General features: G+C 67.7%; 23 protein-coding genes. 16 read left to right on the top strand and 7 right to left on the bottom strand.

The genetic code is table 11. The annotated features are described in order from the left end of the window. Positions 1 to 65: 65 nt before the first annotated feature. From ASD25_RS09310 to ASD25_RS30305, 6 genes are all read left to right on the top strand, one after another. A complete protein-coding gene (locus ASD25_RS09310) occupies positions 66 to 725 on the top strand; it encodes a hydrolase (protein WP_056616579.1) in 660 nt (219 codons plus the stop codon). 50 nt (positions 726 to 775) lie between these two features. Next, positions 776 to 982 carry a XapX domain-containing protein gene (locus tag ASD25_RS29280; protein ID WP_156389236.1) on the top strand — a complete coding sequence of 69 codons (207 nt, stop codon included), beginning with the start codon at positions 776 to 778 and terminating at the stop codon, positions 980 to 982. Beyond that, entirely contained in the window at positions 979 to 2,928 is a 1,950-nt protein-coding gene (locus tag ASD25_RS09300) for an amidohydrolase (protein WP_082572307.1), read from the top strand. The genes ASD25_RS29280 and ASD25_RS09300 overlap by 4 nt, the downstream gene beginning before the upstream one ends. 2 nt (positions 2,929 to 2,930) lie before the next feature. Next, positions 2,931 to 3,353 (top strand): DoxX family protein, encoded by a 423-nt coding sequence (locus ASD25_RS09295; protein ID WP_056616578.1) that lies wholly within the window; start codon positions 2,931 to 2,933, stop codon positions 3,351 to 3,353. Next, positions 3,350 to 4,930 carry an MFS transporter gene (locus tag ASD25_RS09290; protein ID WP_056616577.1) on the top strand — a complete coding sequence of 527 codons (1,581 nt, stop codon included), beginning with the start codon at positions 3,350 to 3,352 and terminating at the stop codon, positions 4,928 to 4,930. Before ASD25_RS09295 ends, ASD25_RS09290 begins: the two co-directional genes overlap by 4 nt. A gap of 556 nt (positions 4,931 to 5,486) precedes the next feature. Then, positions 5,487 to 5,624 carry a hypothetical protein gene (locus tag ASD25_RS30305; protein ID WP_156389235.1) on the top strand — a complete coding sequence of 46 codons (138 nt, stop codon included), beginning with the start codon at positions 5,487 to 5,489 and terminating at the stop codon, positions 5,622 to 5,624. A 48-nt stretch (positions 5,625 to 5,672) separates the two neighbouring features. On the opposite strand, the gene ASD25_RS09285 is transcribed toward ASD25_RS30305, so the two are convergent. After that, complete coding sequence (locus ASD25_RS09285) at positions 5,673 to 6,542, bottom strand: LysR family transcriptional regulator (RefSeq protein WP_056616576.1); 870 nt, start codon at positions 6,540 to 6,542, stop codon at positions 5,673 to 5,675. Between the two features lie 637 nt (positions 6,543 to 7,179). Continuing rightward, complete coding sequence (locus ASD25_RS09280) at positions 7,180 to 8,151, bottom strand: LysR substrate-binding domain-containing protein (RefSeq protein ID WP_082572306.1); 972 nt, start codon at positions 8,149 to 8,151, stop codon at positions 7,180 to 7,182. Between the two features lie 144 nt (positions 8,152 to 8,295). Between ASD25_RS09280 and ASD25_RS09275 the strand changes: the two genes are divergently transcribed. Together ASD25_RS09275 and ASD25_RS09270 are read left to right on the top strand one after the other, a co-directional pair. Continuing rightward, positions 8,296 to 8,706: a RidA family protein gene (locus tag ASD25_RS09275; protein ID WP_056616575.1), complete on the top strand. Its 411-nt coding sequence runs from the start codon at positions 8,296 to 8,298 to the stop codon at positions 8,704 to 8,706. An 86-nt stretch (positions 8,707 to 8,792) separates the two neighbouring features. Then, a complete protein-coding gene (locus ASD25_RS09270; protein WP_056616574.1) occupies positions 8,793 to 9,689 on the top strand; it encodes a LysR family transcriptional regulator in 897 nt (298 codons plus the stop codon). 26 nt (positions 9,690 to 9,715) lie between these two features. Here ASD25_RS09270 and ASD25_RS09265 read toward each other — a convergent pair whose 3' ends face one another. Next, positions 9,716 to 10,021, bottom strand: a complete 306-nt coding sequence (locus ASD25_RS09265) for a GNAT family N-acetyltransferase (RefSeq protein WP_056616571.1) — start codon at positions 10,019 to 10,021, stop codon at positions 9,716 to 9,718. Positions 10,022 to 10,254: 233 nt separating this feature from the next. Beyond that, positions 10,255 to 11,034 (bottom strand): alpha/beta fold hydrolase, encoded by a 780-nt coding sequence (locus ASD25_RS09260; RefSeq protein WP_056616567.1) that lies wholly within the window; start codon positions 11,032 to 11,034, stop codon positions 10,255 to 10,257. A gap of 372 nt (positions 11,035 to 11,406) precedes the next feature. Between ASD25_RS09260 and ASD25_RS09255 the strand changes: the two genes are divergently transcribed. From ASD25_RS09255 to ASD25_RS09240, 4 genes are all read left to right on the top strand, one after another. After that, positions 11,407 to 11,910: a hypothetical protein gene (locus tag ASD25_RS09255; protein WP_156389234.1), complete on the top strand. Its 504-nt coding sequence runs from the start codon at positions 11,407 to 11,409 to the stop codon at positions 11,908 to 11,910. A gap of 287 nt (positions 11,911 to 12,197) precedes the next feature. Next, positions 12,198 to 12,569, top strand: a complete 372-nt coding sequence (locus tag ASD25_RS09250) for a PadR family transcriptional regulator (protein ID WP_056616562.1) — start codon at positions 12,198 to 12,200, stop codon at positions 12,567 to 12,569. Next, positions 12,566 to 13,147: a hypothetical protein gene (locus ASD25_RS09245; protein WP_156389233.1), complete on the top strand. Its 582-nt coding sequence runs from the start codon at positions 12,566 to 12,568 to the stop codon at positions 13,145 to 13,147. Before ASD25_RS09250 ends, ASD25_RS09245 begins: the two co-directional genes overlap by 4 nt. Beyond that, positions 13,144 to 14,064: a CPBP family intramembrane glutamic endopeptidase gene (locus tag ASD25_RS09240; protein ID WP_056616557.1), complete on the top strand. Its 921-nt coding sequence runs from the start codon at positions 13,144 to 13,146 to the stop codon at positions 14,062 to 14,064. The genes ASD25_RS09245 and ASD25_RS09240 overlap by 4 nt, the downstream gene beginning before the upstream one ends. Positions 14,065 to 14,302: 238 nt before the next feature. On the opposite strand, the gene ASD25_RS09235 is transcribed toward ASD25_RS09240, so the two are convergent. Next, complete coding sequence (locus ASD25_RS09235; protein ID WP_200943573.1) at positions 14,303 to 15,211, bottom strand: LysR family transcriptional regulator; 909 nt, start codon at positions 15,209 to 15,211, stop codon at positions 14,303 to 14,305. Between the two features lie 139 nt (positions 15,212 to 15,350). Here ASD25_RS09235 and ASD25_RS30300 point away from each other — a divergent pair, with 139 nt between their 5' ends. The 4 genes from ASD25_RS30300 to ASD25_RS09220 all read left to right on the top strand — a co-directional run bounded on the left by ASD25_RS30300 (position 15,351) and on the right by ASD25_RS09220 (position 18,644). Further along, positions 15,351 to 15,488, top strand: coding sequence for a hypothetical protein (locus ASD25_RS30300; protein WP_156389232.1), 138 nt, complete (start codon positions 15,351 to 15,353; stop codon positions 15,486 to 15,488). Positions 15,489 to 15,613: 125 nt separating this feature from the next. Then, positions 15,614 to 16,507, top strand: a complete 894-nt coding sequence (locus ASD25_RS09230) for a pirin family protein (RefSeq protein WP_056616554.1) — start codon at positions 15,614 to 15,616, stop codon at positions 16,505 to 16,507. A gap of 175 nt (positions 16,508 to 16,682) precedes the next feature. Next, a complete protein-coding gene (locus ASD25_RS09225; RefSeq protein ID WP_056616551.1) occupies positions 16,683 to 16,865 on the top strand; it encodes a hypothetical protein in 183 nt (60 codons plus the stop codon). A gap of 42 nt (positions 16,866 to 16,907) precedes the next feature. Beyond that, positions 16,908 to 18,644: a monovalent cation:proton antiporter-2 (CPA2) family protein gene (locus tag ASD25_RS09220; protein WP_056616548.1), complete on the top strand. Its 1,737-nt coding sequence runs from the start codon at positions 16,908 to 16,910 to the stop codon at positions 18,642 to 18,644. 443 nt (positions 18,645 to 19,087) lie between these two features. Here ASD25_RS09220 and ASD25_RS09210 read toward each other — a convergent pair whose 3' ends face one another. Together ASD25_RS09210 and ASD25_RS09205 are read right to left on the bottom strand one after the other, a co-directional pair. After that, positions 19,088 to 19,918, bottom strand: coding sequence for an alpha/beta fold hydrolase (locus tag ASD25_RS09210; protein ID WP_056616546.1), 831 nt, complete (start codon positions 19,916 to 19,918; stop codon positions 19,088 to 19,090). A gap of 570 nt (positions 19,919 to 20,488) precedes the next feature. Then, positions 20,489 to 21,118 carry a YceI family protein gene (locus ASD25_RS09205; protein ID WP_056616541.1) on the bottom strand — a complete coding sequence of 210 codons (630 nt, stop codon included), beginning with the start codon at positions 21,116 to 21,118 and terminating at the stop codon, positions 20,489 to 20,491. Positions 21,119 to 21,626: the final 508 nt, after the last annotated feature.

Here is a 21,626-nt window from a genome sequence, read left to right as displayed (position 1 = left end):
TCCGGATCGATCGCGGCACACCTCTTTCACAGAAAGTGCCGCGCTGCGCGGCCAGGGAGCCGATCATGACCGCAACAGCCATCCCGACCGCCGGAAAGGGGTTGCTTACCCCTGACGACCACGCGCTGATCCTTGTTGATCACCAGTCTCAGATGTCGTTCGCCACCGCCTCGATCGACATCGCCATCCTGCGCAACAACACCGCCCTGGTCTCGACCGCCGCGCGCGATTTCGGAGTGCCGGCGATCCTCACCACGGTGGCGGAGAAGTCCTTCGCCGGTCCGATTTTCAGCGAGATCCGGGACGCCTTCCCCGACGCTCCCGTTCTGGACCGCACCTCAATGAACGCCTGGGAGGACTCGCAGGTCACCGACGCCGTTAACCGCGCCGGCAAGTCGCGCATCGTGATCGCAGGCCTGTGGACCTCGGTCTGCATCGTCGGTCCGGTCCTTTCGGCGATCGACCAGGGCTTCGAGGTCTTCGTCATCACCGACGCCTCGGGCGATGTCACCGACGAGGCCCACGAACGGGCCGTCCAGCGGATGATCCAGGCCGGCGCGCGGCCGATCACGTCCATCCAGTATCTGCTCGAACTGCAGCGCGACTGGGCCCGTTCCGCCACCTACGAGACTACCACCGCCGCGGCGGTCAAGTTCGGCGGGGCCTACGGGGTCGGCATCCAGTACGCCCGCGCCATGCTGGGCGAAAACGCGCGGGAAGGCTGAACCGCTCGGGCGGCCGGGCATTGCCCGGCCGCCGTCTTTGGGAGACCGGCATGAAGACCCTCATCATCGCCCTCGCCGTCGGCCTTCTGGTCGGAGCCATCTATGGCCTGCTGAACGTCCGGTCTCCGGCTCCGCCCTACGTCGCCCTGCTCGGACTGCTTGGCATACTCCTGGGAGAGCAGGGCGTGCAGCACCTGCGCCACCGTCTGGAGGCATCCCAGGCCGCCGCAGCCTCGCCTGACCAGTCCCTCCCATGAACCCGACGCGCCGGACCACCTTGAGCGGCCTCGGCGTCGCCGGCGTTCTGCCCGCCCTCGCCTGGAGTTCAGAGATGATCGAAGCCCCCGACCTCATCCTGCATGGCGGACGGTTCACCACCCTGGATCGATCCAACCCCGCGGCCGACGCCGTGGCGGTCAAGGACGGCGTCTTCTCCGCCGTCGGCTCGGCGCGCGAGATCGTCCCCACCGCCGGACCGTCGACGAAGGTCATCGACCTCGGCGGCCGTCGCGTGGTGCCCGGTCTGATAGACAGCCACACCCACGTCATTCGCGGCGGCCTCAACTACAACATGGAGCTCCGCTGGGACGGGGTGCCGACTCTGGCCGACGCCATGGCCATGCTGCGCCGCCAGGCCCGGAATACGCCGCCGCCGCAGTGGGTGAGGGTGGTCGGCGGCTTCACCCGGCATCAGTTCATCGAGAAGCGATTGCCGACCCTGGACGAGATCAACGCAGCGGCTCCGGAGACGCCGGTCTTCATCCTGCATCTGTACGACCGGGCGCTCCTCAACCGCGCCGCCCTGCGCGCGGTGGGCTATACAAGAGACACGCCGAACCCGCCTGGCGGCGAGATCCAGCGGGACGCGAGCGGCGAGCCGACGGGGATGCTGATCGCCCAGCCCAATGCGGTGATCCTGTATTCGACCCTGGCGAAGGGTCCAAAACTGCCGGAGGCCTACCAGCTCAATTCCACGCGCCATTTCATGCGGGAGCTGAACCGGCTCGGGGTGACCAGCGTCATCGACGCCGGCGGGGGCTTTCAGAACTATCCCGATGATTACGAGATCATCGAGAAGCTGCACGAGGACGGTCAGCTGACCGTCCGCCTCGCCTACAACCTGTTCACCCAGAAGCCGCAGGAAGAGCTGAACGACTTCAAGACCTGGGGCGCCCAGGTCCGGCCCGGCCAGGGCGACGACTACTACCGTCACAACGGCGCCGGAGAAATGCTGGTCTACTCGGCCGCCGACTTCGAGGACTTTCGTCAGCCGCGCCCGGACATGGGCTCCGGCATGGCGGCCGACCTCGAGCCGGTCGTCCGGCAGCTGGTCGAGCAACGCTGGCCGTGGCGGATGCACGCAACCTATGACGAGACCATTGACCGGGCCCTGGATGTTTTCGAGGCGGTCAACAGGGACACCCCGTTCGAGGGGCTTCACTGGTTCTTCGACCACGCCGAGACGGTCAGTGAGCGCAACATCGACCGGATTGCAGCGCTCGGCGGCGGCATCGCGGTGCAGCACCGCATGATGTACCAGGCCGAGGACTTCGCGGAGCGCTACGGCGCGGCGGCCCTGGCCGACAGCCCGCCGATCTCCCGGATGCTGGCCGCCGGCGTCCCGGTGGGCGCGGGCACCGACGCGACCCGCGTCGCCTCCTACAATCCGTGGGTCTCGCTGAGCTGGCTGGTGACCGGCAAAAGCCTGGGCGGGCTGCGCATGTATCCGGCCGCGCAGCGTCAGGATCGCGAGACGGCCCTGCGTCTGTGGACCGAGGCCAACACATGGTTTTCCAACGAGGAAGGCAAGAAGGGCGTCATCTCCACGGGTCGGCTGGCGGATCTCGTCGTACTGGACCGTGACTATTTCTCGGTCGCGGAAGACGAGATCGTCCATATCGAGAGCGACCTGACGCTGCTGGGCGGCAAGGTGGTTTGGGGCGCCGGCGACTTCGCCCGCGAAGCCCCGCCGATCCCGCCGCCCGCGCCTGACTGGTCGCCGGTCCGCACATTCGGCGGTTATCACAGTACGAAGACTCAGCAGCCGAACGGCTTCTTCGCTAGGGCGGCCGCAGCCTGCGGCTGCGCTACGGCCTGCGGCGTCCACGGTCACGACCATGCGGCGACGGCCCGACATCAGGCTCCGGCGGCGGACGCCGGGTCCTTCTGGGGCGCTCTCGGCTGCGCCTGCTGGGCGGTGTGACCATGAACGCCGCCGCGTCGCCCCGACTGATCGCCGCGCTGCTCGAGGCGCCTGGCGTGGCCCTGATCGGCCGGATCCTGCTGACCTCGCCCTTCTGGATCAGCGGCCTGCTGAAACTGGCGGATTTCCAGTCCGCCGTCGCCGAGGCGTCGCATTTCGGCCTGCAGCCGGCCGTCCCCGCAGCTCTGGCCGTCATCCTCCTGCAGATCGGCGGCTCCCTGGCCGTCATCGTGGGCCGCGGGGCGTGGGTCGGCGCGGGCGCCTTGGGGGTGTTCACCGTCCTGGCCAATGTCGTCGGCCACGCCTTCTGGGCCCTGGAAGACCCGATGGCCCGCTTTCACGACATGAACGCCTTCATCGCCAACGTCGGCCTGATCGGCGGTCTGGTTCTGGCGGCGATCCTCGCTGAGCGCCACGATCGATGAGCGAGGCCGCCGCCCCCCGCGGACCGCTGGCGACGCCGCTGTTCCGCGCGCTGTGGATCGCCACCATTGTCTCGAACATCGGCACCTGGATGAACGACGTCGGGTCGTCCTGGCTGATGACCTCCCTGTCGCCCAGTCCGCTGTGGGTGGCCATGGTGCAGGCGGCGACGACCCTGCCCATGTTCGTGTTCGCCCTGCCCGCCGGCGCGCTGGCCGACGTGATCGACCGCAGGAAACTGTTGATCGCTTCCCAGATGCTGATCCTGGCCGGGGCGGCTTCGCTGGCGGCCATCACCTGGTCCGGCCTGATCACACCTCCGCTGTTGCTGGCGCTGACTGCGGTCATGGGACTGGGAGCCGCCCTCGGCGCCCCGGCCTTCCAGGCCATCGTGCCGGAGCTGGTCGGCAAGCCTTCTCTCGCGGACGCGATCGCCCTCAACAGCCTCGGCGTCAACATCGCGCGCGCGATGGGGCCGGCCCTGGGCGGCGTGATCGTCGCCCTCTCGGGACCGGCCGCGGTCTACGCCCTGAACGCGGTGTCGATCCTGGCCGTGTTGGGGGTTCTTTTCGCCTGGCGCCGACAGGCTTTGGTCAGCACCCTGCCGGCTGAGCATTTTTTCGGCGCCTTGCGGGCCGGCTATCGTTACGCGCGCCATGCGCCCGCCTTGCAGCTTGTGCTCGTCCGTTCGGTCGCCTTTTTCCTGTTCTCAAGCGCCCTGTGGGCCCTGCTGCCTCTTGTTGGACGTCAGATGCTCGGCCTGGACGCCGCCGGCTACGGTGTGCTCCTCGGCAGCATGGGAGCAGGAGCCGTGGCGGGCGCCGTGGCCCTGGCCCGGGTCCGCAAACACGTCAGCGCAAACCGGCTCTCGGTGATCGCCTCTCTGCTGTTCGCGGTGGCCACCCTGTCGCTCGGCCGGGCCGGGAATGCCTGGGTCGCGGGCGGGATCATGGTGGTGGCCGGAGTGTCGTGGATCACCATGCTGTCCGGTCTGAACGTGGCGGCCCAGATGGCGGTCCCGGCCTGGATCAAGGCTCGGGCCCTGGCCGTCTACCTGCTGGTCTTCCAGGGCGCCATGACGGCCGGCAGCATCCTGTGGGGGATTTTCGCGAGCCGCACCGACATACCCACGACCCTGACGACGGCCGCGGTCGCCCTGGGCGTCGCGACGCTGGCCGCCTTCCGGTTCCGCCTGCCCGCCGCCAACGCGGTCGACCTGACCCCTTCCGGCCATTGGGCCGAACCGGTCGTCACCGGAGAGCACCCCGCGGATCGGGGACCGGTCATGATCCTGATAGAGTACCGTGTCGATCCGGCCCGGACCGTGGAGTTTGTTCGCGAGCTCCACGGCTTCAAACCGGTCCGACAACGTGACGGAGCCCTGCGGTGGAACGTGTTCGAAGACGCCGAAACCCCCGGGCTGATCATTGAGAGCTTCGTCGTCGCCAGCTGGCTGGAACACCTTCGACAGCATGAGCGGGTGACGCATGAGGATCGGCTCGCGCAGGAGAGCCTCAGGCGCTTCCACACTGGCGACCGGCCGCCCGTGGTCCGCCACCTGATCGCCCCGAACCTCTGATCGCGCGACGATCCCCGCTGGGCCGCAGAAGCCGCCTTGCAGGACCAGATCCGAGGTGCCGCTCGTCGGCCTGGCCGTCGCCCTCGACCGGCGTTGCGGATTCACGAACACGACATCGCGGCTTTCGGTGACTGCGCGAAGCTTGCGCGCCGGATAGGTTCACCAGGCCGGCCATGGTTCCTGCGCATGTCCGGTGATGAGTCTCCTGTCATTCCACCCCCAAGCCGATGACAGGGGTGGGGGCCGCCGACACCCAACGGCGGCCCCTTTTTTTCCGCATCCGCCAGTCGCCGTCGGCGTCCGCCGGTCGCCCCCTCAAATGGCAAGGAAACGGCGGGATCGATTGGGAGCATGGCGCCTGGCGCGTGCGGTGGAACACGCAATTCCACGACAGCTACAGCATCACCTTTACCCAGGATGTCTCTACCCCTGCCGGGGCCGCCCGCGTTGCTCGCGCGATACAGCTGCAGGGCGCCCGAAGGGCGCCGAGCCAGACCTACAGCGACCTGCACGTCAGCCCTTCGATGAAGGTCACCGCCTGCTCGGAGGAATGCGGGTGTCAGCAGGCGTTCAGAACGTCTTCAACCAGACGCCGCCGGTCATCGCGATCCTCGACTATACTCAGCTCGGCTACAGCGTCTACGGCGACCCTCGGCTACGTCGGTTCAGCGTCAGCCTCTCAGAGTCGATCTAGCCGGCGGCCGCCCTGGCCTCGCCGCCGGCAGCGCACCGGCTTCTGAAATCAGATTTCGGGGCCGAACTTGTCGGTGAGGAAGCACACCAAGGCCCGGACGCGAGCGATCCGAGCCCGAGCCGGCGGCATCAGCAGATGAAGGCCTCCGCCCTCGTGCGGGTAGTCGTGGAGGATCTGCTCCAGAGCGCCCTCCAGGACGGCCTGCTCCGCCATGAACCACGGCAGAATGACGACCCCCAGTCCCGCCTTGCCGGAGGCCAGCACCATCTGCGCGTTGTCGGTCCGCAAGCGGGCGTTGCCTCGGACGTAGTCCCAGCCTTCGGATCTTCTGAAACGCCACTGGTTCAAGGCGTTCGTGTAGAGAATGACGTCGTGACCGGCGAGGTCGGTCGGGCGCTCCGGTCGGCCCCGCGCGTCGAGGTAGGCGGGGCTTGCAACCACGGCGGCGCGGACGGTCGCGAGGCGCCGGGTGATCAGGCTCGAGTCCGGCAAGTTGCCGATCCGCAGCGCCAGGTCGTAACCGTCGCTCGTCAGATCGACCATTCGGTCCTCGAAACGGACATCAAGCTGGATGGCCGGCTGCATGGCGGCGAAGTTCGCCAGCAGCGGGGCGAGCAGGTTCTGAAGCGCCATGGGCACCGAGATCCGAAGCTCACCCGATATCTCCGCCGTCAGCTTCCCGACGGCCTCCTGGGCGGATTCCAGCTCCGCGAGGGCCGCGGAGCCCCTGGCGTAGTAGGTCCGGCCGGCGTCGGTCAGGGCGGTGCCCCGCGCCGTGCGGATCAGCATGATTGCGCCAAGCGTTCTCTCGAGCTGGCTGACACGACGGCTGACAATTGACTTGGCGACGCCCATACGCTGGGCGGCCTGGGTCATGCTTCCCGTTTCCGCGACGCACAGGAAGGCCCTGACTTCCATAAGGTCGACCGCTCTGACTTCCGGCACTTTCAACTCTCCAACTGATCGTCCGCGGGCAAATGGGTGAAGGCTCTCGGTCGCCGGGCGCTCAGTCCCGCCGGTCTGGCGTTTGGCTCACCAGCCGGGGCAGGCTTGCCCGCGCCCACTTCGGAAGGGCGAGTGAGCAGTCAAAAGACGCGGGGTGTCGGACCGGTTCATGATCTCTTCGCCTTGGCTCCGCCCACGCGCTCCCCTTCAATGTTGTTCATGTAGGACGCACGTCCCGGGACAATGGACAGCGGGTTGCAGCGGATTGTACGATCCGCGGCCCGGAGTCCGGCGCCGCCCCGCATCAGCCGGAAGCGGCTGGTTACCCGGCGCGCTCGAGGCCGTCGTCGGCCACGCCGTAGGGGCCGATGACCGATGCACCACAATCCCGCAGAGCGGGGGTGGCGCCAGTTCTTCCCGGGCGCAGCGGATGCACCGACAGGGTCGACCGTGTCCGAGGCCGTAGGCCGCTTTGACGCCGGGCCGGCGACCACGCTCCTTCACCGGACCCCGCCGCTTTTTCACTGACCGACAGCGCCTGCAAGGTGGGCCGTGCGCGGGCGCCGCGGATGGGGCAGCCAGCCGAGGCGTCACGGGGTGAGGCGCCGGATCAGCCTCGCTGGCCGCGCGGACCGGTGGGGCTGGCGGGTCCAGCCTGTGTGTCGCGGGACGCCGCCTGCTGCCTGATCCGACGATCCGCCTCTCGCACAACCCCGATGAAGGCCTTTAGCGGAGCCGGAACGAGCCGGTGGCCGCTGTAGTAGAGGCAATGGCCCGGCTCGGGAGGCGTCCAGTTTTCAAGCACTTGGATCAGACTCCCGTCCCGCAGCTCGGCGGCCACCGTAGGCTCGGGTACGAGAGCGATGCCCAGCCCCGCTGCGGCGGCGTCGCGCATGAGGCCGTTGTCGTTGAGACTGAGGGCGCCCGGGACATCGATCACGATCTCCTCGGCGCCTCGCGCGAACTCCCAACGATAGCGCTTCCCGCTTGGCAGACGCTGTCGGACGCACTGATGTCGCAGGAGGTCCTGGGGCATGGTCGGTCGGCCATGGGCTGCGAGGTAGTCGGGGGAGGCGACGGCCAGAAACCGGATTTCGCCGCCGAAGGGAACCGCGACCATGTCCTGCTGCACGGCGCTCCCCAGGCGGACGCCTGCGTCAAACCCTTCTGCGACGATATCGATAAACCGGCCGTCAGTGACGAGGTCGAGGCTGACGCCAGGATGCCTCGCGGTGAAAGAGGGGAGGGCGTTCTGCACCAGCCAGCGCCCCGCCAGCGGTTCTGCATTGATACGCAGCACGCCGACCACTTCGTCTTGCCCGTGACCCACGGCGTTCAGCAGATCGTCCAGGTCCCGGATGACGGACGGAGCCCGAAGAAGAAGCGCTTCGCCGGCGGGGGTGAGGGAGACGCTGCGCGTGGTCCGATTGAGCAAGCGCACCCCAAGGCGGCTCTCAAGCGTGCTGATCGCGTGACTCAGCGCCGATCGCGAGACGCCCAGAACGTCGGCCGCATCCCGAAAGCTTCGCCGCCGCGCCACCTCCACGAAGGTCCGCAATTCGCTGGTTCTGAGATCGGCCATTGTTGAGCATCTTTCACCGCCGCATGCGATAAGCGCCGCCTTATCACGACAATCGCCAGGGCCTAAGTCGTCGTGCAACTAAGACCCGCCCGCTCGACGCGGCGAGCCCGCCGACCCGCCGACCCTGCAAACCCGGAGATCGCCATGTCCCGTCGTGAAGTCATTTCGCCGCCCAACCGTCACGCCCTGTACGATGTGCACGGCTATTCGCCTGCGATCCGGTTCGGGGACCTGCTCTTCGTGTCGGGGCAGGTCGGGAGCCGGGAGGATGGTTCGCCCGAGCCAGTCTTCGCCGACCAGGTCCGGCGCGCCTACGCCAACCTGAAGGTCATCCTCGCAGCCGCGGGCGCTTCGCTCGATGACGTGGTCGACGTGACGACCTTCCATACCGATCCCGGGTCCCAGCTGGAAACCGTCATGGCGGTGCGGGCCGATGAGATCGGCCCTGCGCCGTATCCCAACTGGACGGCTGTGGGCGTGACCTGGCTGGCCGGGTTCGATTTCGAGATCAAGGTGATCGCGCGCATACCCGAACCGCGGCGGAAAGCGGACTGACGTCGTCCACTGTCCGGGCCGCCGGTCGACCGGCTTCCGCGTCCCTTCAACGCAGTCCCGAGGAAATATCGAACGGAGCGTCGCAAGTGTCTGATCCCAGGCCGGTGGAGCTAACGGAGGTCAGGGCGTTCGTGTGTGTCGCCGAGGCCGGCAGCATGACCCAGGCGGCGCTGCGGCTGGGCGTGGCCAAATCGATCGTCAGCCGTCGGGTCAGCCAGCTCGAACGGGCCGTGGGCGCGGTAATGCTGACCCGAACCGCGCGCGGCACCGCCCTGACCGACGCCGGGCGAACGTATTACGCCGGGGGCGCGGCGGCGCTTGCGGAACTGGAGTTCGCCCGGGAGGCCGTCGGCAAGCTGACGACCGAGATCTCCGGAGAGTTGCGGATCTCGGCGCCGCAGGTCTTTCAGCTCGGCCTGGCGCCGCTGCTGGCCGACTTCGCGGCGCTTCATCCCATGGTCCGCCTCGAAATCTGCTTCGAGGACCGGCAGGTCGACCTGATCAGCGAGGGTTACGATCTGGCGGTGCGGATCGGCAACCTGCCGGACTCGAGCCTGATCACGCGCCGGCTCGCGACCGTTCGGGCCGTCGTGGTCGCAAGCCCTGCCTATCTCGATACGCGCGGTCGTCCGTCACGGCCCGGCGATCTGACAGGGCACGACGTCATCGTCTACACCCACGCCACGAACCAGTGGCGCTTCAGAGGAGCGGAGGGCTGGGAATACGTCCGCGGCAACCCGCGCCTGCGGACCGACAGCGGACAGATGGTCCTCGCCGCCGGCAAGGCGGGGCTCGGCGTCGTCATCCTCCCGTGGTTCATGGTGGAGCAGGCGGTCCTCGACGGGGATCTGGAACAGGTCCTGCCCGCGCATCCCCACGAGGGCGGCGGCCTTCACCTGCTGATGCCGCCGGCGCGGGCCCGGATCGCGCGCGTCCGGGCGCTGGTGTCTTTTCTCGCGGACAGGTTCGGACCTGTGATCTGACCGCAAGGCGCGTGACAAGGCGGCCGCTAGATGCCGAGGATGCCGCGATAGGTCGGGTGCACCGCCTCCGCGTGTTCAGGATGCTTCTTCAGATAGGCCGAGAAAAACGGGCAGACCGGCAGGATCACGAGTCCGCGCGACCTGGCGTCGTCGATCACGTGTTGCGCCAGCCGGCCGGCGATCCCCTTTCCCTCAAGACGTCGGGGCACAAGGGTTTCCGAGATCATCAGATTGGGCGGCGAAAGGTTGTAGGTCACGACCCCGACCTCCCCGTCCGCCGCCAGTTCGTAGCGGTTCAGATCCGTGTTGTTGCGGACTTCGGGATCAGACATGGCGGCTCCAGGTGAGCGAGGAGGGGTTGGGTCAGGGTCGCCGGCGACCGATGGTCGGGATTGGCGTCGTAAGGGTGGATTCTCGCCGGTCCCGACCTGTTAGCGTGCGCTGGAAATGTCAGCGAAGCGGCTTCGATGTTCCAATGATCCGGCGTTGATCCTGGTCTGTGACTTCCGACGGACATCCGATTGATCGAGGGCGGCGAGGTGGCGCCATGGGCCGTGCCCCGCCGTCATGGCGCAGAGGCGGACTCGATCAGATCGGCGACGCGCCCGGGCTCGGAAATCATGATCACATGCGATCCCCCGGGGATCACCACGGTGCTGCGCGACTGGGCGCGCGCCGCCATGAAGGCCAGGCCAGCCGCGGGGATGTTCTTGTCGCCGTCTCCGTAGACGAACCAGGAGGGTATGGTCTTCCAGGCGGGCTCGCCCGAGGGCTCGTTGAGCGCCAGGTCGGTGATCGGCCGCTGGGTGACCGCCATCACCGAGGCCTCTGCCGGGGCGACGTCGTGAGCGAACTGTTGATGGAAGGCGTCCTGCCGGATGTAGAGATCATGGCCTCCGGCGCTCAAGGGCACGGGTTGACTCAGGGCTTCGCCGAGCGTGCCCCCGGGGAACCGGCCGGCGAGGTCGGCCGCTGTTTCACCGGCGTCAGGCGCGAAGGCCGCCACATAGACGAGGGCACGGACGTTGTCCTGGTTTCGTGCGGCGTTGGTGATGACCGTGCCTCCATAGGAGTGGCCGACGAGCACGACAGGACCATTGATGCTGTCGACCAGGGCCGCGACGGCGCTTGCGTCGGACGACACGCCTCTCAGCGGATTGGCGGCTGCGATGACCGTGAAGCCGTCTTCCCGAAGGCTGGAGATTACGCCCTTCCAGCTCGACGCATCGGCGAACGCGCCGTGCACGAGAACGATGGTGGGCTTCTCCGGCGTCTGCGCTTCGGCCGCGGTCGTGGCCAGCATCAGTCCGGCCATAAGCGCTCCGGCGATCTTGCGTCCGGGCATGAGGTCGTCTCCAGCAAAAGATCCGCCCCGGCGGGAGGCGCTCCGAGTTGTGCGTCGAACCAGCCCCCGGCGGCTTTCTGTTCGCGGGAGGGTTCGTCTGTTCCTCGACAAGTCCTGACCGAACGCTGGCTTGTGGGGTAGTCTCAAAAGTCGTGCACACTGTTGCTTGAAGCGGAACGCAGGGCGGAGCCGGCCGCATCAGGGGGAAGCCCCGGAGTGGCCCGGAAGTGCAGGTGGACGCGTCGCGCGAGCCGGCGCCCGGGCTGCCCCGGTGCGACCAGGCCTCCAGGATGACGGGCCGCCGGCGAACCGTTACGGAGTCCGAAATGTATCGCCGACAACGATCCCCTGATGCGACCGCGGTCTGACTTCATGCGCCTCAGGGCCGTTGTCCTCGCCTTGACGCTGGGGCATTTCCTAGCGGCGCTCACGACCGGGATCGTTCTGGCTGCTACCGCGCTCGTCGCAAAGCTCGTCTCGACCGTGCCGGACTGCGCAAACGACTGCAGCGCAGCGGTGTCGACCACGGCACCTCAGGCCGCGGCGGGCGCGATCCTGATGGCGATTCTCGTCGCGCTCGTCGCCGCCTTCGCGACGGCGCCGGCCACGGTGGTCCTTTCGCCCTTGGCGCTGTGGCTCGACCGACGGCGTACCGCTTGGACGACCATGCTCGCAGCGGGAGGACTAGGCGGCTTCTTCTTGGGTCTGCCGTTGACGATTCTGACCCTCGCGCTTCTGGACTGGCGGCAGCTGACAATGGCCGGTTTCGCCCGGACCTGGTTCGTGGCCTTGCCGGAATACGGGCCCGCCTCTGCCCTGAGCGGCGCCGTTTTCGCCGGCGTCCTGGTTTGGGCGAGGCGAAGCGGTCCGGCCTGAGCGGGTAGGAGGCCGGAGGGTCTGGAGCCTGCCTTTCGGGGGGCGGCGCCCTCAAAACCGCCGTTCGAGCGGCGGGCGGCTCAACCCTGCGCCTCGACCAGGAGGCCGGTCCCGCTTCGGCGACGGCGGGTTTTTCGTGGAGCCGTGGCGGGCGTTCGCTGGACCTCCGCCAGCTCCGACGACCTTGTCCGCCGGAGACGCTCAACTGGGCGCCGGCGGAGACAGCCTGACCGCCGACCCCGCCGGGGGTTGCGGATAATCAAAAAATCGATATCTTGTATAACAAGATGTCGTATGAAATCGAGCCTCAGACCGGCCCGCTGCGGCCGCAGCGTTCCCAGATGCTCAAGGGACTGGTGGAGCTTGCGCTTCTCAGTCTGCTTGAGGAGGAGCCCTGCTACGGTCTCGACATCCTGGAACGGCTACGCACAGACGCGGGACTGAATCTGGCGGAAGGGGCGGTCTATCCGTTGCTTCACCGGCTGGAGAAAGCCGGCTGGACGTTGGCCGAGTGGCGTTTCGACCCGGACAACGGCCGACCCAGAAAGTACTATGCGATTACTGACGCCGGTCGCGCCGAGCTGCGCGCGCAGCTTGACAGCTGGAGCGAGATGTCCGCGCGGCTCACCCAATTCCTTGCGAGGAGGATTCCGTCGTGACCGAGCAACAGAGACTAGAGCAATGGGTGCGCCGCCTCGGCTGGGCACTGGGCAGTCTGCCGGTCCGCGAGCGCGACGACATCCTGCGTGAAACCCGATCCCATATCGATGACCGGGTCGCGGAGGGCGTCGCGCTTGAGACAGTGCTTCAGGGGTTCGGGCCCGCGGAGCGCTACGCTCGCCAGTTCATTGACGAGATCGAGGCGTATGAAGCCCTGGGGTCGCAGCGTGCCGCCGACCTGGCCCTTTTTGTCGCCAACAGGGCCCACCGCAGCGGCGTCGCCGCCTTCACCCTGCTTCTCCTGCTTCTGCTGGGAGTTCTGGCGGCGATCACGGTCCTGATGGTCGGGCTCAAGATCTATGACCCCGTCCACACCGGCCTCTGGGTCGGACAGGGGGGTGGCTTTGTCGGCATCATCGACGATGCCGCCGCCGGCCGCGAACTTATGGGCCCCTGGCTGTTTCCGATCTCGGCGCTGCTTCTCACCCTGGTCGCTGTCTGCGGCCGGCTCCTGCTTTCTTTCGTCGTTCCGCTGCTGAAGCCCCGGCCGGACCGTCCGGTCAAGGAGCCGACATGACCCGTCGCGCCATCTTCATTTTCGTACTGCTCGCCGTCGCGGTGAGTTGGGCCATGCAGTTCGCCGCCATCGGCGTGTTCGGCCTCGGGACGCCAGGGGCCAGTCTTGTCTTCCTGCTCATCATGTGGTCGCCGACCCTGCTGGCCGCCGGCTTCCTCATACTTCACCGCCCCTCGCGCGAGGGCGTGCTCTGGCGGCTCGGGCGCCTGAGGTATCTACCCATCGGGATCGCAGTGGAGACCGCCCTCGGTTTTGCGGTCGTGGGGTTGCTGGTCGCCGCCGGCCTCGCGGTTTCCGGCTGGTTCGTTTTCGGGGCGGAAGGCGTGGCCGTGTCCGGCGGGCCCTGGCTGCTTGGCCGGGGCGAGCAGGCCTGGCCGCTGTTTCTGCTCAACATCGTTCTGACCGCGGTCGCGTTTTCCGTCATGAACCTCGTGGCTGCGACCGGCGAGGAGTTCGCCTGGCGGGGTTTTCTGCAGGGCCATCTCACCCGTCAGTTCGGCGTGCGCCCCGGCATCCTCGTGCTGGCGGCCATCTGGACGGTCTGGCACTTTCCCGCCCTTCTCGCCGGCTATAATTTCCCGGAGCATCCCTATCTCGGCGCGTTCGTGCTGTTCCCGCTGCAGATGATCGGAGCATCGCTCTTCTTCGGCTGGCTCACCATCCGGTCGGGGAGCTTCTGGCCTGCCGCGCTGGCCCATGGCGCAGTGAACTCCATCCAGCAGGGGGTCGTCGGCAATCTCGGTCCGGAGGGATCGGCGCTTCACGCCGACGTGCTGCTGACCGCCTTGATGGCCCTCGTCGGGCTGTTCTGCTGGTTTGCGCTGGGTGACGAGCGCCGCACGGGGAGACCGGACCAGCGGAAGGGTCGCCCCCGCGAGGCCAAGCCCCCGCGGAACGCAACGCGCCCGCTTCGGTGACCTTCGGCGGCGAAGGCGCAACGACCATGCAGGAGGGGCCCGATCCGGGGCGGCTCTGGCGGCATCGCGGCCGCGGGGCGGCCGCCGGGCGTAGAGGGGATGCGGCCATCGTGATCGCCGCCAGGGCGGCCTTCGGGCCGGTCGCGAGGTCGCGATCACTGCGTGCGGGACAAGCCTCGCGGCGACCTGCTCACCGTTGATCTCGAGACCGATCAAGCCGCCGCCCGGGAAGACGACCTCAGGTTCGACGCCGTGCTTCGGCCAGAGCCGACCACAGATCGGGCTGGTTGCAGTATCGGATCAGCAGCTCGGTCAGCACACGGATCTTGCGCGCGGGATGCTGGCCGGGCGGGCGCAGGACATAGGCTCCGGCCGTGGGCAGCGGGTAGCGGGTCATGATCGGGACCAGTGCGCCGCTGGCCAGATGGGGGCGGGTGAAGTCGTCAGGGAGGTAGGCGACGCCCAGCCCCGCGAGCGCCGCGGCTAGAAGAGCCATGCCGTTGTCGGCCTTGAACCGGCCGTGAGGGCGAATGGTGACGGTCTGGTCCCCGTCGAGGAACTGCCAGGCTTCAGTGCCCTGCATCAGCGCCTCGTGTTCGAGAATCTCGTCGGGCGTCTCGGGCGCGCCGTGGGCTTCGATGTACGCCGGGCTCGCGACCAGGCGGCCGTTTACAGGTCCGATCCGCCTCGCCATCAGGTTCGAGTCCTGGAGATAGCCGACGCGGACCGCACAATCGAAGCCCTGGGCGACGAGATCGACGAAGCCGTCGGTGTAGCATGTCTGGATGCTGAGCTGCGGGTGGAGCCGCGCCATCTCTGCAATCACGGGTGCGAAATGGCTTGGTCCGAACGACAGCGGCGCCGAAATGCGCAAGCGGCCGCGCAGCTCGCCTTGCGGCAGGATCATTTCCCTGGCGACCTCCATCTCGAGGCCGATCCGGTGGGCGTAGTCGCGGAAGGCGGTTCCGGCTTCGGTGAGCGAGGAGCCCCGTGTCGTGCGCGCGAGCAACTGTACGCCGAGTTCGGCCTCGAGCCGGAAGAGCCGTCGGCTGACGATGGATTTGGCCAGTCCGAGGCGGCGTGCGGCCGCCGACACGCCCCCGGCGTCGGCCACTTCTACAAAGGTGTGGAGGTCTTCAAGGTCCACCTGGCGTTCCGGGATTCGAGACACTGCGTAGCTTTCCCCGGCCATACTCTATCGGAACCGGCAATGCGATTGTCTTTCCAGGCGGCGTCGGAACAGGGCGCGCCACCCTGCCAACTCCTCTAGCCAGCAGAGCCCTCTCATGACCCTCCGCAACGGCCTCGCATCCTTCCTCCGGCCCGAGGAGCCGGTTCTCGGGCTGACCGATCACCAGCCCAGCCTGTGGGAACAGCCGGTGGTCAACAGGCCGGTCCCGACCGGCCCGGGCGTCGGCGCCTGATCAAACGGGATGACGGAGGATGGAGAGCCCGCGCGGCTGTTTCTTCCTTCATCCTCTTCCACTCCCGGGACGGCGACGGGACCGCTCAGGCGGATTTCGTCGTTCCCCCGACAGCAAGGACGACCATGATCGAGATGATTATCGAGCAGAGACGCCGGAGCCTTGGAGGGGGTCTGGAGGTCGGCCGCGTCCTGCCGTTCGCGGAGCGGCGGATGATCGGGCCCTTCATCTTCTTCGATCACATGGGGCCGATGGACATCGCCCCGGGCGTGGACCGGAACGCCGACGTCAGGCCGCATCCACATATCGGCCTGTCGACCGTCACCTATCTGTATTCGGGCGAGATGATGCACCGGGACAGCCTCGGCTATGAGCTTCCCGTCCGGCCCCAGGAGGTCAACTGGATGACGGCGGGCCGGGGCGTCACCCACAGCGAGCGGCTGGAAAAGGGCCGGGCTTCAGGCGACCATCTTCACGGCATCCAGGCCTGGGTGGCGCTGCCGACCGCAGACGAGGAGACCGACCCCGCCTTCGCCCACTACGAGGGCGCCGATCTGCCGGCCTGGCGCGACGGGGGCGTCAGCGGCCATCTGATCGCCGGGAGCGCCTACGGGCTTGTCGCCGGCGCACGGACCCACTCGCCCCTGTTCTACGCCCATCTCGACCTTGAGGCGGGCGCCAGGGCGGAGGTTCCCATGGGCCATGGCGAGCGGGGCGTCTATGTCGCCACGGGAGAGATCACCCTGGGCGGCCGGACCTTGACGGCGGGGCAGATGGCCGTCCTCAGCCCGGCGGCCTCGCACCTGCGGGCAGAACGGCCGTCGACAATCATGTTGCTGGGCGGGGAGCCGGTCGGCGAACGCTACCTCTACTGGAATTTCGTTTCCTCTTCGCCGGACCGCCTCCAGCAGGCCGCGGAAGACTGGAAGGCCGGCCGGATGAAGTTGCCGGACGGCGACGACCAGGAGTTCACACCCTTCCCGGACGGTGCGCGTATGATGCCGTCGCCGCTGTCGTGAGAGAGGGCGCCGATGGCCGGGCCGCAGGCGCGGCCGGGAGACCGAACGCCGTCCTGGCCAGCGCCACCGGCGGGGTCGGCGAGATGTCCCATGCCGTCACCCTCACCGTGGGTCGCCATATCCTCACGGCCGATGATCCGGAGCGTCTGGGCGGCAAGTCGGGGTCGAATACGGCATGGAGCGGATCGCCGGAGCTTCGGCGCCCGTCGACACCTTCGAAAAGGCCATAGTGATCCAGGGGCCTGAGCTCACGGACGAACAGCGCGCCCGCCTCCTCAACGTCGCCGCCAGATGTCCGGTGCAGCGGGTCCTCGAGGGTGCCCCGGTGATCACCACGCGCGTTCGGCCGCTCTCATGACTCCCTAGCGATCGGGCCCATCCGCATTGAAAGGAACACAACTTGGCTGAAGCCAGCGTCACCGACACCATAGCGCCCGCGGTCGTGCTTCTGGCCGCCGCGGTCGTCGCCGTGCCCCTGTTCCGCCGCCTTGGGCTCGGTTCGGTCCTGGGCTATTTCGCGGCCGGGGTGCTGGTGGGTCCGTCGGTGCTCGGCGTCTTCACCGACGCCCAGGCCATCCTCCATTTCGCGGAACTGGGCGTCGTCATGTTCCTGTTCGTAATCGGGCTGGAACTTCGGCCCCGGAAACTGTGGGCGATGCGTGGCTCGATATTCGGCCTTGGGCTGGCTCAGGTGAGCGCCGCGATCCTGGCGCTCGGCGTCACGGGATGGGCTGTTTTCGGCCTGTCCGCGCCCGTGGCATTCATCGCCGGGTCCGGCTTCGTCCTGTCCTCGACGGCCGTCATCATGTCCGTGCTCCGGGACCGGGGGGAGATGGCGAGCGCGGAAGGCCAGAAGTCGGTCGCCGTTCTGCTGTTCGAGGACCTGATGATCGTCCCGCTCCTGGCGATCGTCGGCCTTCTGGCGCCGGTCGGTCAGGGAGACGTCGGCTGGGCCGGCCTGGTGGCGCCCGCCGGCGCCCTGCTGATGCTCCTGGTCGTCTCGCGCTGGGCGCTGAATCCGTTCTTCGCATTGCTGGCGAAGGCCCGGACCCGCGAAGTGCTCACCGCCGGCGCCCTCCTGGTGGTCCTCGGCGCCGCCTTGCTCATGGATATTGTCGGCCTGTCCATGGCCATGGGCGCCTTCCTTGCGGGGGTGATGCTTTCCAGCTCGAGCTACCGGCACCAGATCGAAAGTGACATCGAACCGTTCCGCGGGCTGCTGATGGGCCTGTTCTTCCTCGCCGTCGGGATGTCCCTGGACCTCTCGGTCGTCGCTCTCGACTGGCGGCTGCTCATCGCGCTGTTGGGCGCATTCACGCTCGCCAAGGGTGCGGTCGTCCTGGCCGTCGCGCGCCTGTTCGGCAGCGGCAACCGACAGGCGCTGCACCGCACCTCCATGTTCCTCCAGGGGGGTGAGTTCGCCTTTGTTCTTTATACGGCGGCGACCTCGGCCGGTGTCATTGACGCGCGCGAGAACGCCCTGTTCTCCACTCTGGTGATCCTGTCCATGGCCATGACCCCGTTGCTCATGCTGGCCGCGGACCGCCTGCTCGGCAACGATGCGTCCATGGACGGCATCGACGCCGCCCGCGACCTTAAGGGAAGGGTATTGCTGATCGGGTTCGGACGCTTCGGCCAGATCGCCTCGCAAGCCCTCCTGGCGCGAGGGGTCAGCCTGTCGGTCATTGATGCGGATCCGGACAGGATCCGCGAAGCCGCGCAGTATGGATTCAAGGTCTTCTTCGGCGACGGCGCTCGCCTCGACATTCTCCGCCACTCGGGCGCCGGGGAGGCGGACGCGGTCATGGTCTGCGTCAACGATCCCAGGGCGGCGACGCAGATCGTCGAACTGGCGCGTCACGCCTTTCCCCAGGCTCGCCTGCTCGTGAGAAGCTCCGATCGAGGACACGCGGTGGAGCTGACCCGCGCCGGCGTCGATTTCGAGATCCGCGAGACGGTCGAGTCCGCCTATCTGATGGGCGCGGCGGGTCTGCGGGCCCTTGGCCACGCCGAGGCTGACATCGCGGAAGCGGCCGCCGACGTCCGGCGCCGGGACGCGGAGCGTCTGGCCGAGCAGATCCAGGGCGACGCCATGTCGGGTCTGGATCGCCTGCACCTGGCGCCGGCCGCCTCGTGACGGAGACGTGGCCCCCACGCCGTTGAGGCGTCGAGCTACGCTACCCGAGGCCGCCGTTCCGGATGGCGGAGGAAGGGGCGAGCGAGCGGGGGCTGCCGAGCGGTGTGACGCCGTCAGCCGACGACGCCCGCCAGGAGCTGCAAGTCTGCTCGGCAGGCGGCGAGGCGAGGCGCCGCATCCGGCGCCGGGGCCGGCCCGGCTGCTCCTTGAAGACACGCCTCGGCTCGATCACGCCGGTGTCCGCCTCGCTCAGGACTGCAGCGTCGCTGTCGATCCCCCGAGCAAGCTGGTTCCCGGCGGCGCCCGGCTCACCTCGAACGCCGAGGCGACGCATGCGGCGACGCCCTTGACGCCTGTGCCGCGAGCCGGGTTCACCAGCGCCTAGGCGCGAACTCGCCGCCGGTTCGCCGGACCCGAAGGTCCGGCGGTCAGTATGCGTGAGCTCAGGAGGTGACGAAGGCCAGCAGGTCGGCGTTGACCATGTCCGGATGGGTGGCGAACAGGCCATGCGACAGACCGGGATAGGTTTTCAGGGTCCCGTTCGCGAGGAGATTGATCGCCGTCCTGGCGGAGGCGTCGATCGGCACGACTTGGTCGTCCTCGCCGTGCAAAAGCAGCACCGGGACGGACGCATTTTTGAGGTCCTCGGTGAAGTCGGTTTCGGAGAAGGCCGTGATGCAGTCGTAGTGAGCCTTGGCCCCGCCCATCATGCCCTGGCGCCACCAATTCCGGATCAGGCCTTCGCTGACTTCCGCGCTTGGGCGGTTGAAGCCGTAGAAGGGACCGGCCGGCACATCCATGAAGAACTGGGCGCGGTTCCGGCTCAGCGCCTCGCGGAAGCCGTCGAAGACTTCCATCGGCAGTCCGCCCGGATACTGCGGCGTCGCCAGCATGATCGGAGGCACCGCCCCGATCAGGACCGCCTTGGCGACGCGCCGGGATTCGCTGCGAGCCACATAACGGATGACTTCGCCGCCGCCGGTCGAATGGCCGACGTGGACGGCCCCCTTGAGGTCGAGCGCCGCGGCCAGTTCGGCGACATCCGCTGCGTAGGTGTCCATATCGTTGCCGGTGTCCGTCTGATCGGACCGGCCGTGTCCGCGGCGGTCATGGGCGACGACCCGGTACCCCTTGTCCAGGAAGAAGAGCATCTGGTTATCCCAGTCGTCCGCGCTGAGGGGCCAGCCATGGTGGAAGACGATCGGCTGGGCCTCCTTGGGACCCCAATCCTTGTAGAAGATCCGGACGCCGTCTTTGAGGGTCAGGTGGGGCATGGCTGGCTTCTTTCTCTGGGGTGGGAAGGAACGGTGGTTCTGGTCAGACGCCGCAGGAGGACGAACTACGAGCGTTGGAAGGCGCGGCCGGCGGCGTATCGAGGCCGGTCTCGAAGGTCTCAAGACGCTGGAGAGAGCGAGCCACTCTGGACAGGGGTCCGGAGGCGCGGACCCAGGAAAGTCGGAGATGAATGAACGTCCGGGCGGCGCCCCGGAAATCGGTCAGGTCGGCCGCGCCTCCCGGTATGATGGGGGTGAAAAGGAACCTGCGCGGCGTCTGCTGCGCGGGCCCGCCGCATGTCGATCGCCTCTCGCATCGTCAGCCCTCGCCCGTCACGATGCGGCGGATGATGGCCGATTGGACCGCGGGGCGATAGCTTCACGGTCGGGCACAGGGTGTTGCGCCTCGCGCAACACCCTGTGCCCGGAGGGCCCGGCTCGCCGGAGTCGCCTGTCCGGATCCTTGGACCCCGGGACCCGCCGGGAGGACCGCCGGCGCTATGGAATCACGCGGAGCCGCTCCCGGCGAGGGTTCCTGGGCGGGCGCGGGAACCTTCGCCGGCGGTGCGGTTATGGCTGAAGGACGAACTCGCCTTCGATGTGAAGCGTGACCTCCTCACCGAGGCCGAACTGCTGGCCGAAGGTGATGCCGAACTCCGACCGCTTGATGGTCGCCTCGCCATCGAAGCCGGCCTTGTAGACATTGCCCATGGCGGGGCCTGCCTGATTGAACTCGACCTCGATGGTCACCGGGCGCGTGACGCCCCGCAGCGTCAGGTCGCCGATGACCGTCGCTTCGGTGGGATCTGCAGGATCGATGGTCACCGAGCGTGAGACGAAGGTCGCCGCAGGATGATTGGCCGTGTCGAAGAAGTCGGACGTCTGAAGGTGCTGGTCGAGTGCGTCAGAGTTCGAATCCACGTCGGTGAGGGGAATGGTTGCGATAAGCCGGGAAGCGGACGGATTGGCCGGGTCGATGTTCAGGTCCGCCTGTACGTTAACGAACTGCCCGATGTAGGTGGAGAACCCCAGGTGGTCGACGGACCAGGTGATCTTGCCGTGGTCGGCGTCGAGCTTGTAGGTCCCCGCGCGCACCTCGGCGGGAACCCGCGTTGCGGCGGATTGGGCGATGACTGCGCCCGAAGTGAGGAGGGCGAGGGCTGTGACGCCCGCAAGGGCGGAACGGCGAAGGTGAATCATGAGGGGATATCCAAACTGCAATAGAGGTAGATACAGATAGGGCGGCCGAGCGTGGCCGCAAGTCTGTATCGGTGTCCGGCGCCGGTCCGGTGGGCCGGTACGGTTGGAGAAGTTCCGGCGAGAATTCCGGATGGTCCCGGTCGATGATCCGGCGTGTCCGCTCCTTACGGTCGAGTACGGCTTTCAGAGTGGGGCCGGCTCCCTTCATCGGGTCTGCTCCACCCTATCGAAATACGTCGGGGAAGGGGCTGCACGCCTAGCCCCTTCAGGCGATACGCCGTGTCTTGCGAGGCGGAACGAGCGGGTAGCGGAGTTTAGCCAGTCTGCGGGTCGATGTGGAGCTTGAGGCCCCGCTTTTTGCGCTTCACCTACGCCCGCCTGTGACTCAATGCGGCAGTTCGGAATGTCCGCTTACAGCAGCCCCGCTCCATGATGCGGTCACTCTGGGCCCCTATTCCTTCGCCGTGATAAGGCGGCAGGCTAATTCCCAGCTCACCCCATCTCGTGG

The sequence above is a fragment of the Brevundimonas sp. Root1423 genome (assembly GCF_001426805.1).
This window is presented reverse-complemented; position numbering and strand designations above follow the sequence as displayed.

Excerpts from the sequence above, each read along its gene's own strand:
- ASD25_RS09310 (WP_056616579.1), top strand. The coding sequence starts at position 66 with ATGACCGCAACAGCCATCCCGACCGCCGGAAAGGGGTTGCTTACCCCT.
- ASD25_RS29280 (WP_156389236.1), top strand. The coding sequence starts at position 776 with ATGAAGACCCTCATCATCGCCCTCGCCGTCGGCCTTCTGGTCGGAGCC.
- ASD25_RS09300 (WP_082572307.1), top strand. The coding sequence starts at position 979 with ATGAACCCGACGCGCCGGACCACCTTGAGCGGCCTCGGCGTCGCCGGC.
- ASD25_RS09295 (WP_056616578.1), top strand. The coding sequence starts at position 2,931 with ATGAACGCCGCCGCGTCGCCCCGACTGATCGCCGCGCTGCTCGAGGCG.
- ASD25_RS09290 (WP_056616577.1), top strand. The coding sequence starts at position 3,350 with ATGAGCGAGGCCGCCGCCCCCCGCGGACCGCTGGCGACGCCGCTGTTC.
- ASD25_RS09285 (WP_056616576.1), bottom strand. The coding sequence starts at position 6,542 with ATGGAAGTCAGGGCCTTCCTGTGCGTCGCGGAAACGGGAAGCATGACC.
- ASD25_RS09280 (WP_082572306.1), bottom strand. The coding sequence starts at position 8,151 with ATGGCCGATCTCAGAACCAGCGAATTGCGGACCTTCGTGGAGGTGGCG.
- ASD25_RS09275 (WP_056616575.1), top strand. The coding sequence starts at position 8,296 with ATGTCCCGTCGTGAAGTCATTTCGCCGCCCAACCGTCACGCCCTGTAC.
- ASD25_RS09265 (WP_056616571.1), bottom strand. The coding sequence starts at position 10,021 with ATGTCTGATCCCGAAGTCCGCAACAACACGGATCTGAACCGCTACGAA.
- ASD25_RS09260 (WP_056616567.1), bottom strand. The coding sequence starts at position 11,034 with ATGCCCGGACGCAAGATCGCCGGAGCGCTTATGGCCGGACTGATGCTG.
- ASD25_RS09255 (WP_156389234.1), top strand. The coding sequence starts at position 11,407 with ATGCGCCTCAGGGCCGTTGTCCTCGCCTTGACGCTGGGGCATTTCCTA.
- ASD25_RS09250 (WP_056616562.1), top strand. The coding sequence starts at position 12,198 with ATGTCGTATGAAATCGAGCCTCAGACCGGCCCGCTGCGGCCGCAGCGT.
- ASD25_RS09240 (WP_056616557.1), top strand. The coding sequence starts at position 13,144 with ATGACCCGTCGCGCCATCTTCATTTTCGTACTGCTCGCCGTCGCGGTG.
- ASD25_RS30300 (WP_156389232.1), top strand. The coding sequence starts at position 15,351 with ATGACCCTCCGCAACGGCCTCGCATCCTTCCTCCGGCCCGAGGAGCCG.
- ASD25_RS09230 (WP_056616554.1), top strand. The coding sequence starts at position 15,614 with ATGATCGAGATGATTATCGAGCAGAGACGCCGGAGCCTTGGAGGGGGT.
- ASD25_RS09225 (WP_056616551.1), top strand. The coding sequence starts at position 16,683 with ATGGAGCGGATCGCCGGAGCTTCGGCGCCCGTCGACACCTTCGAAAAG.
- ASD25_RS09210 (WP_056616546.1), bottom strand. The coding sequence starts at position 19,918 with ATGCCCCACCTGACCCTCAAAGACGGCGTCCGGATCTTCTACAAGGAT.
- ASD25_RS09205 (WP_056616541.1), bottom strand. The coding sequence starts at position 21,118 with ATGATTCACCTTCGCCGTTCCGCCCTTGCGGGCGTCACAGCCCTCGCC.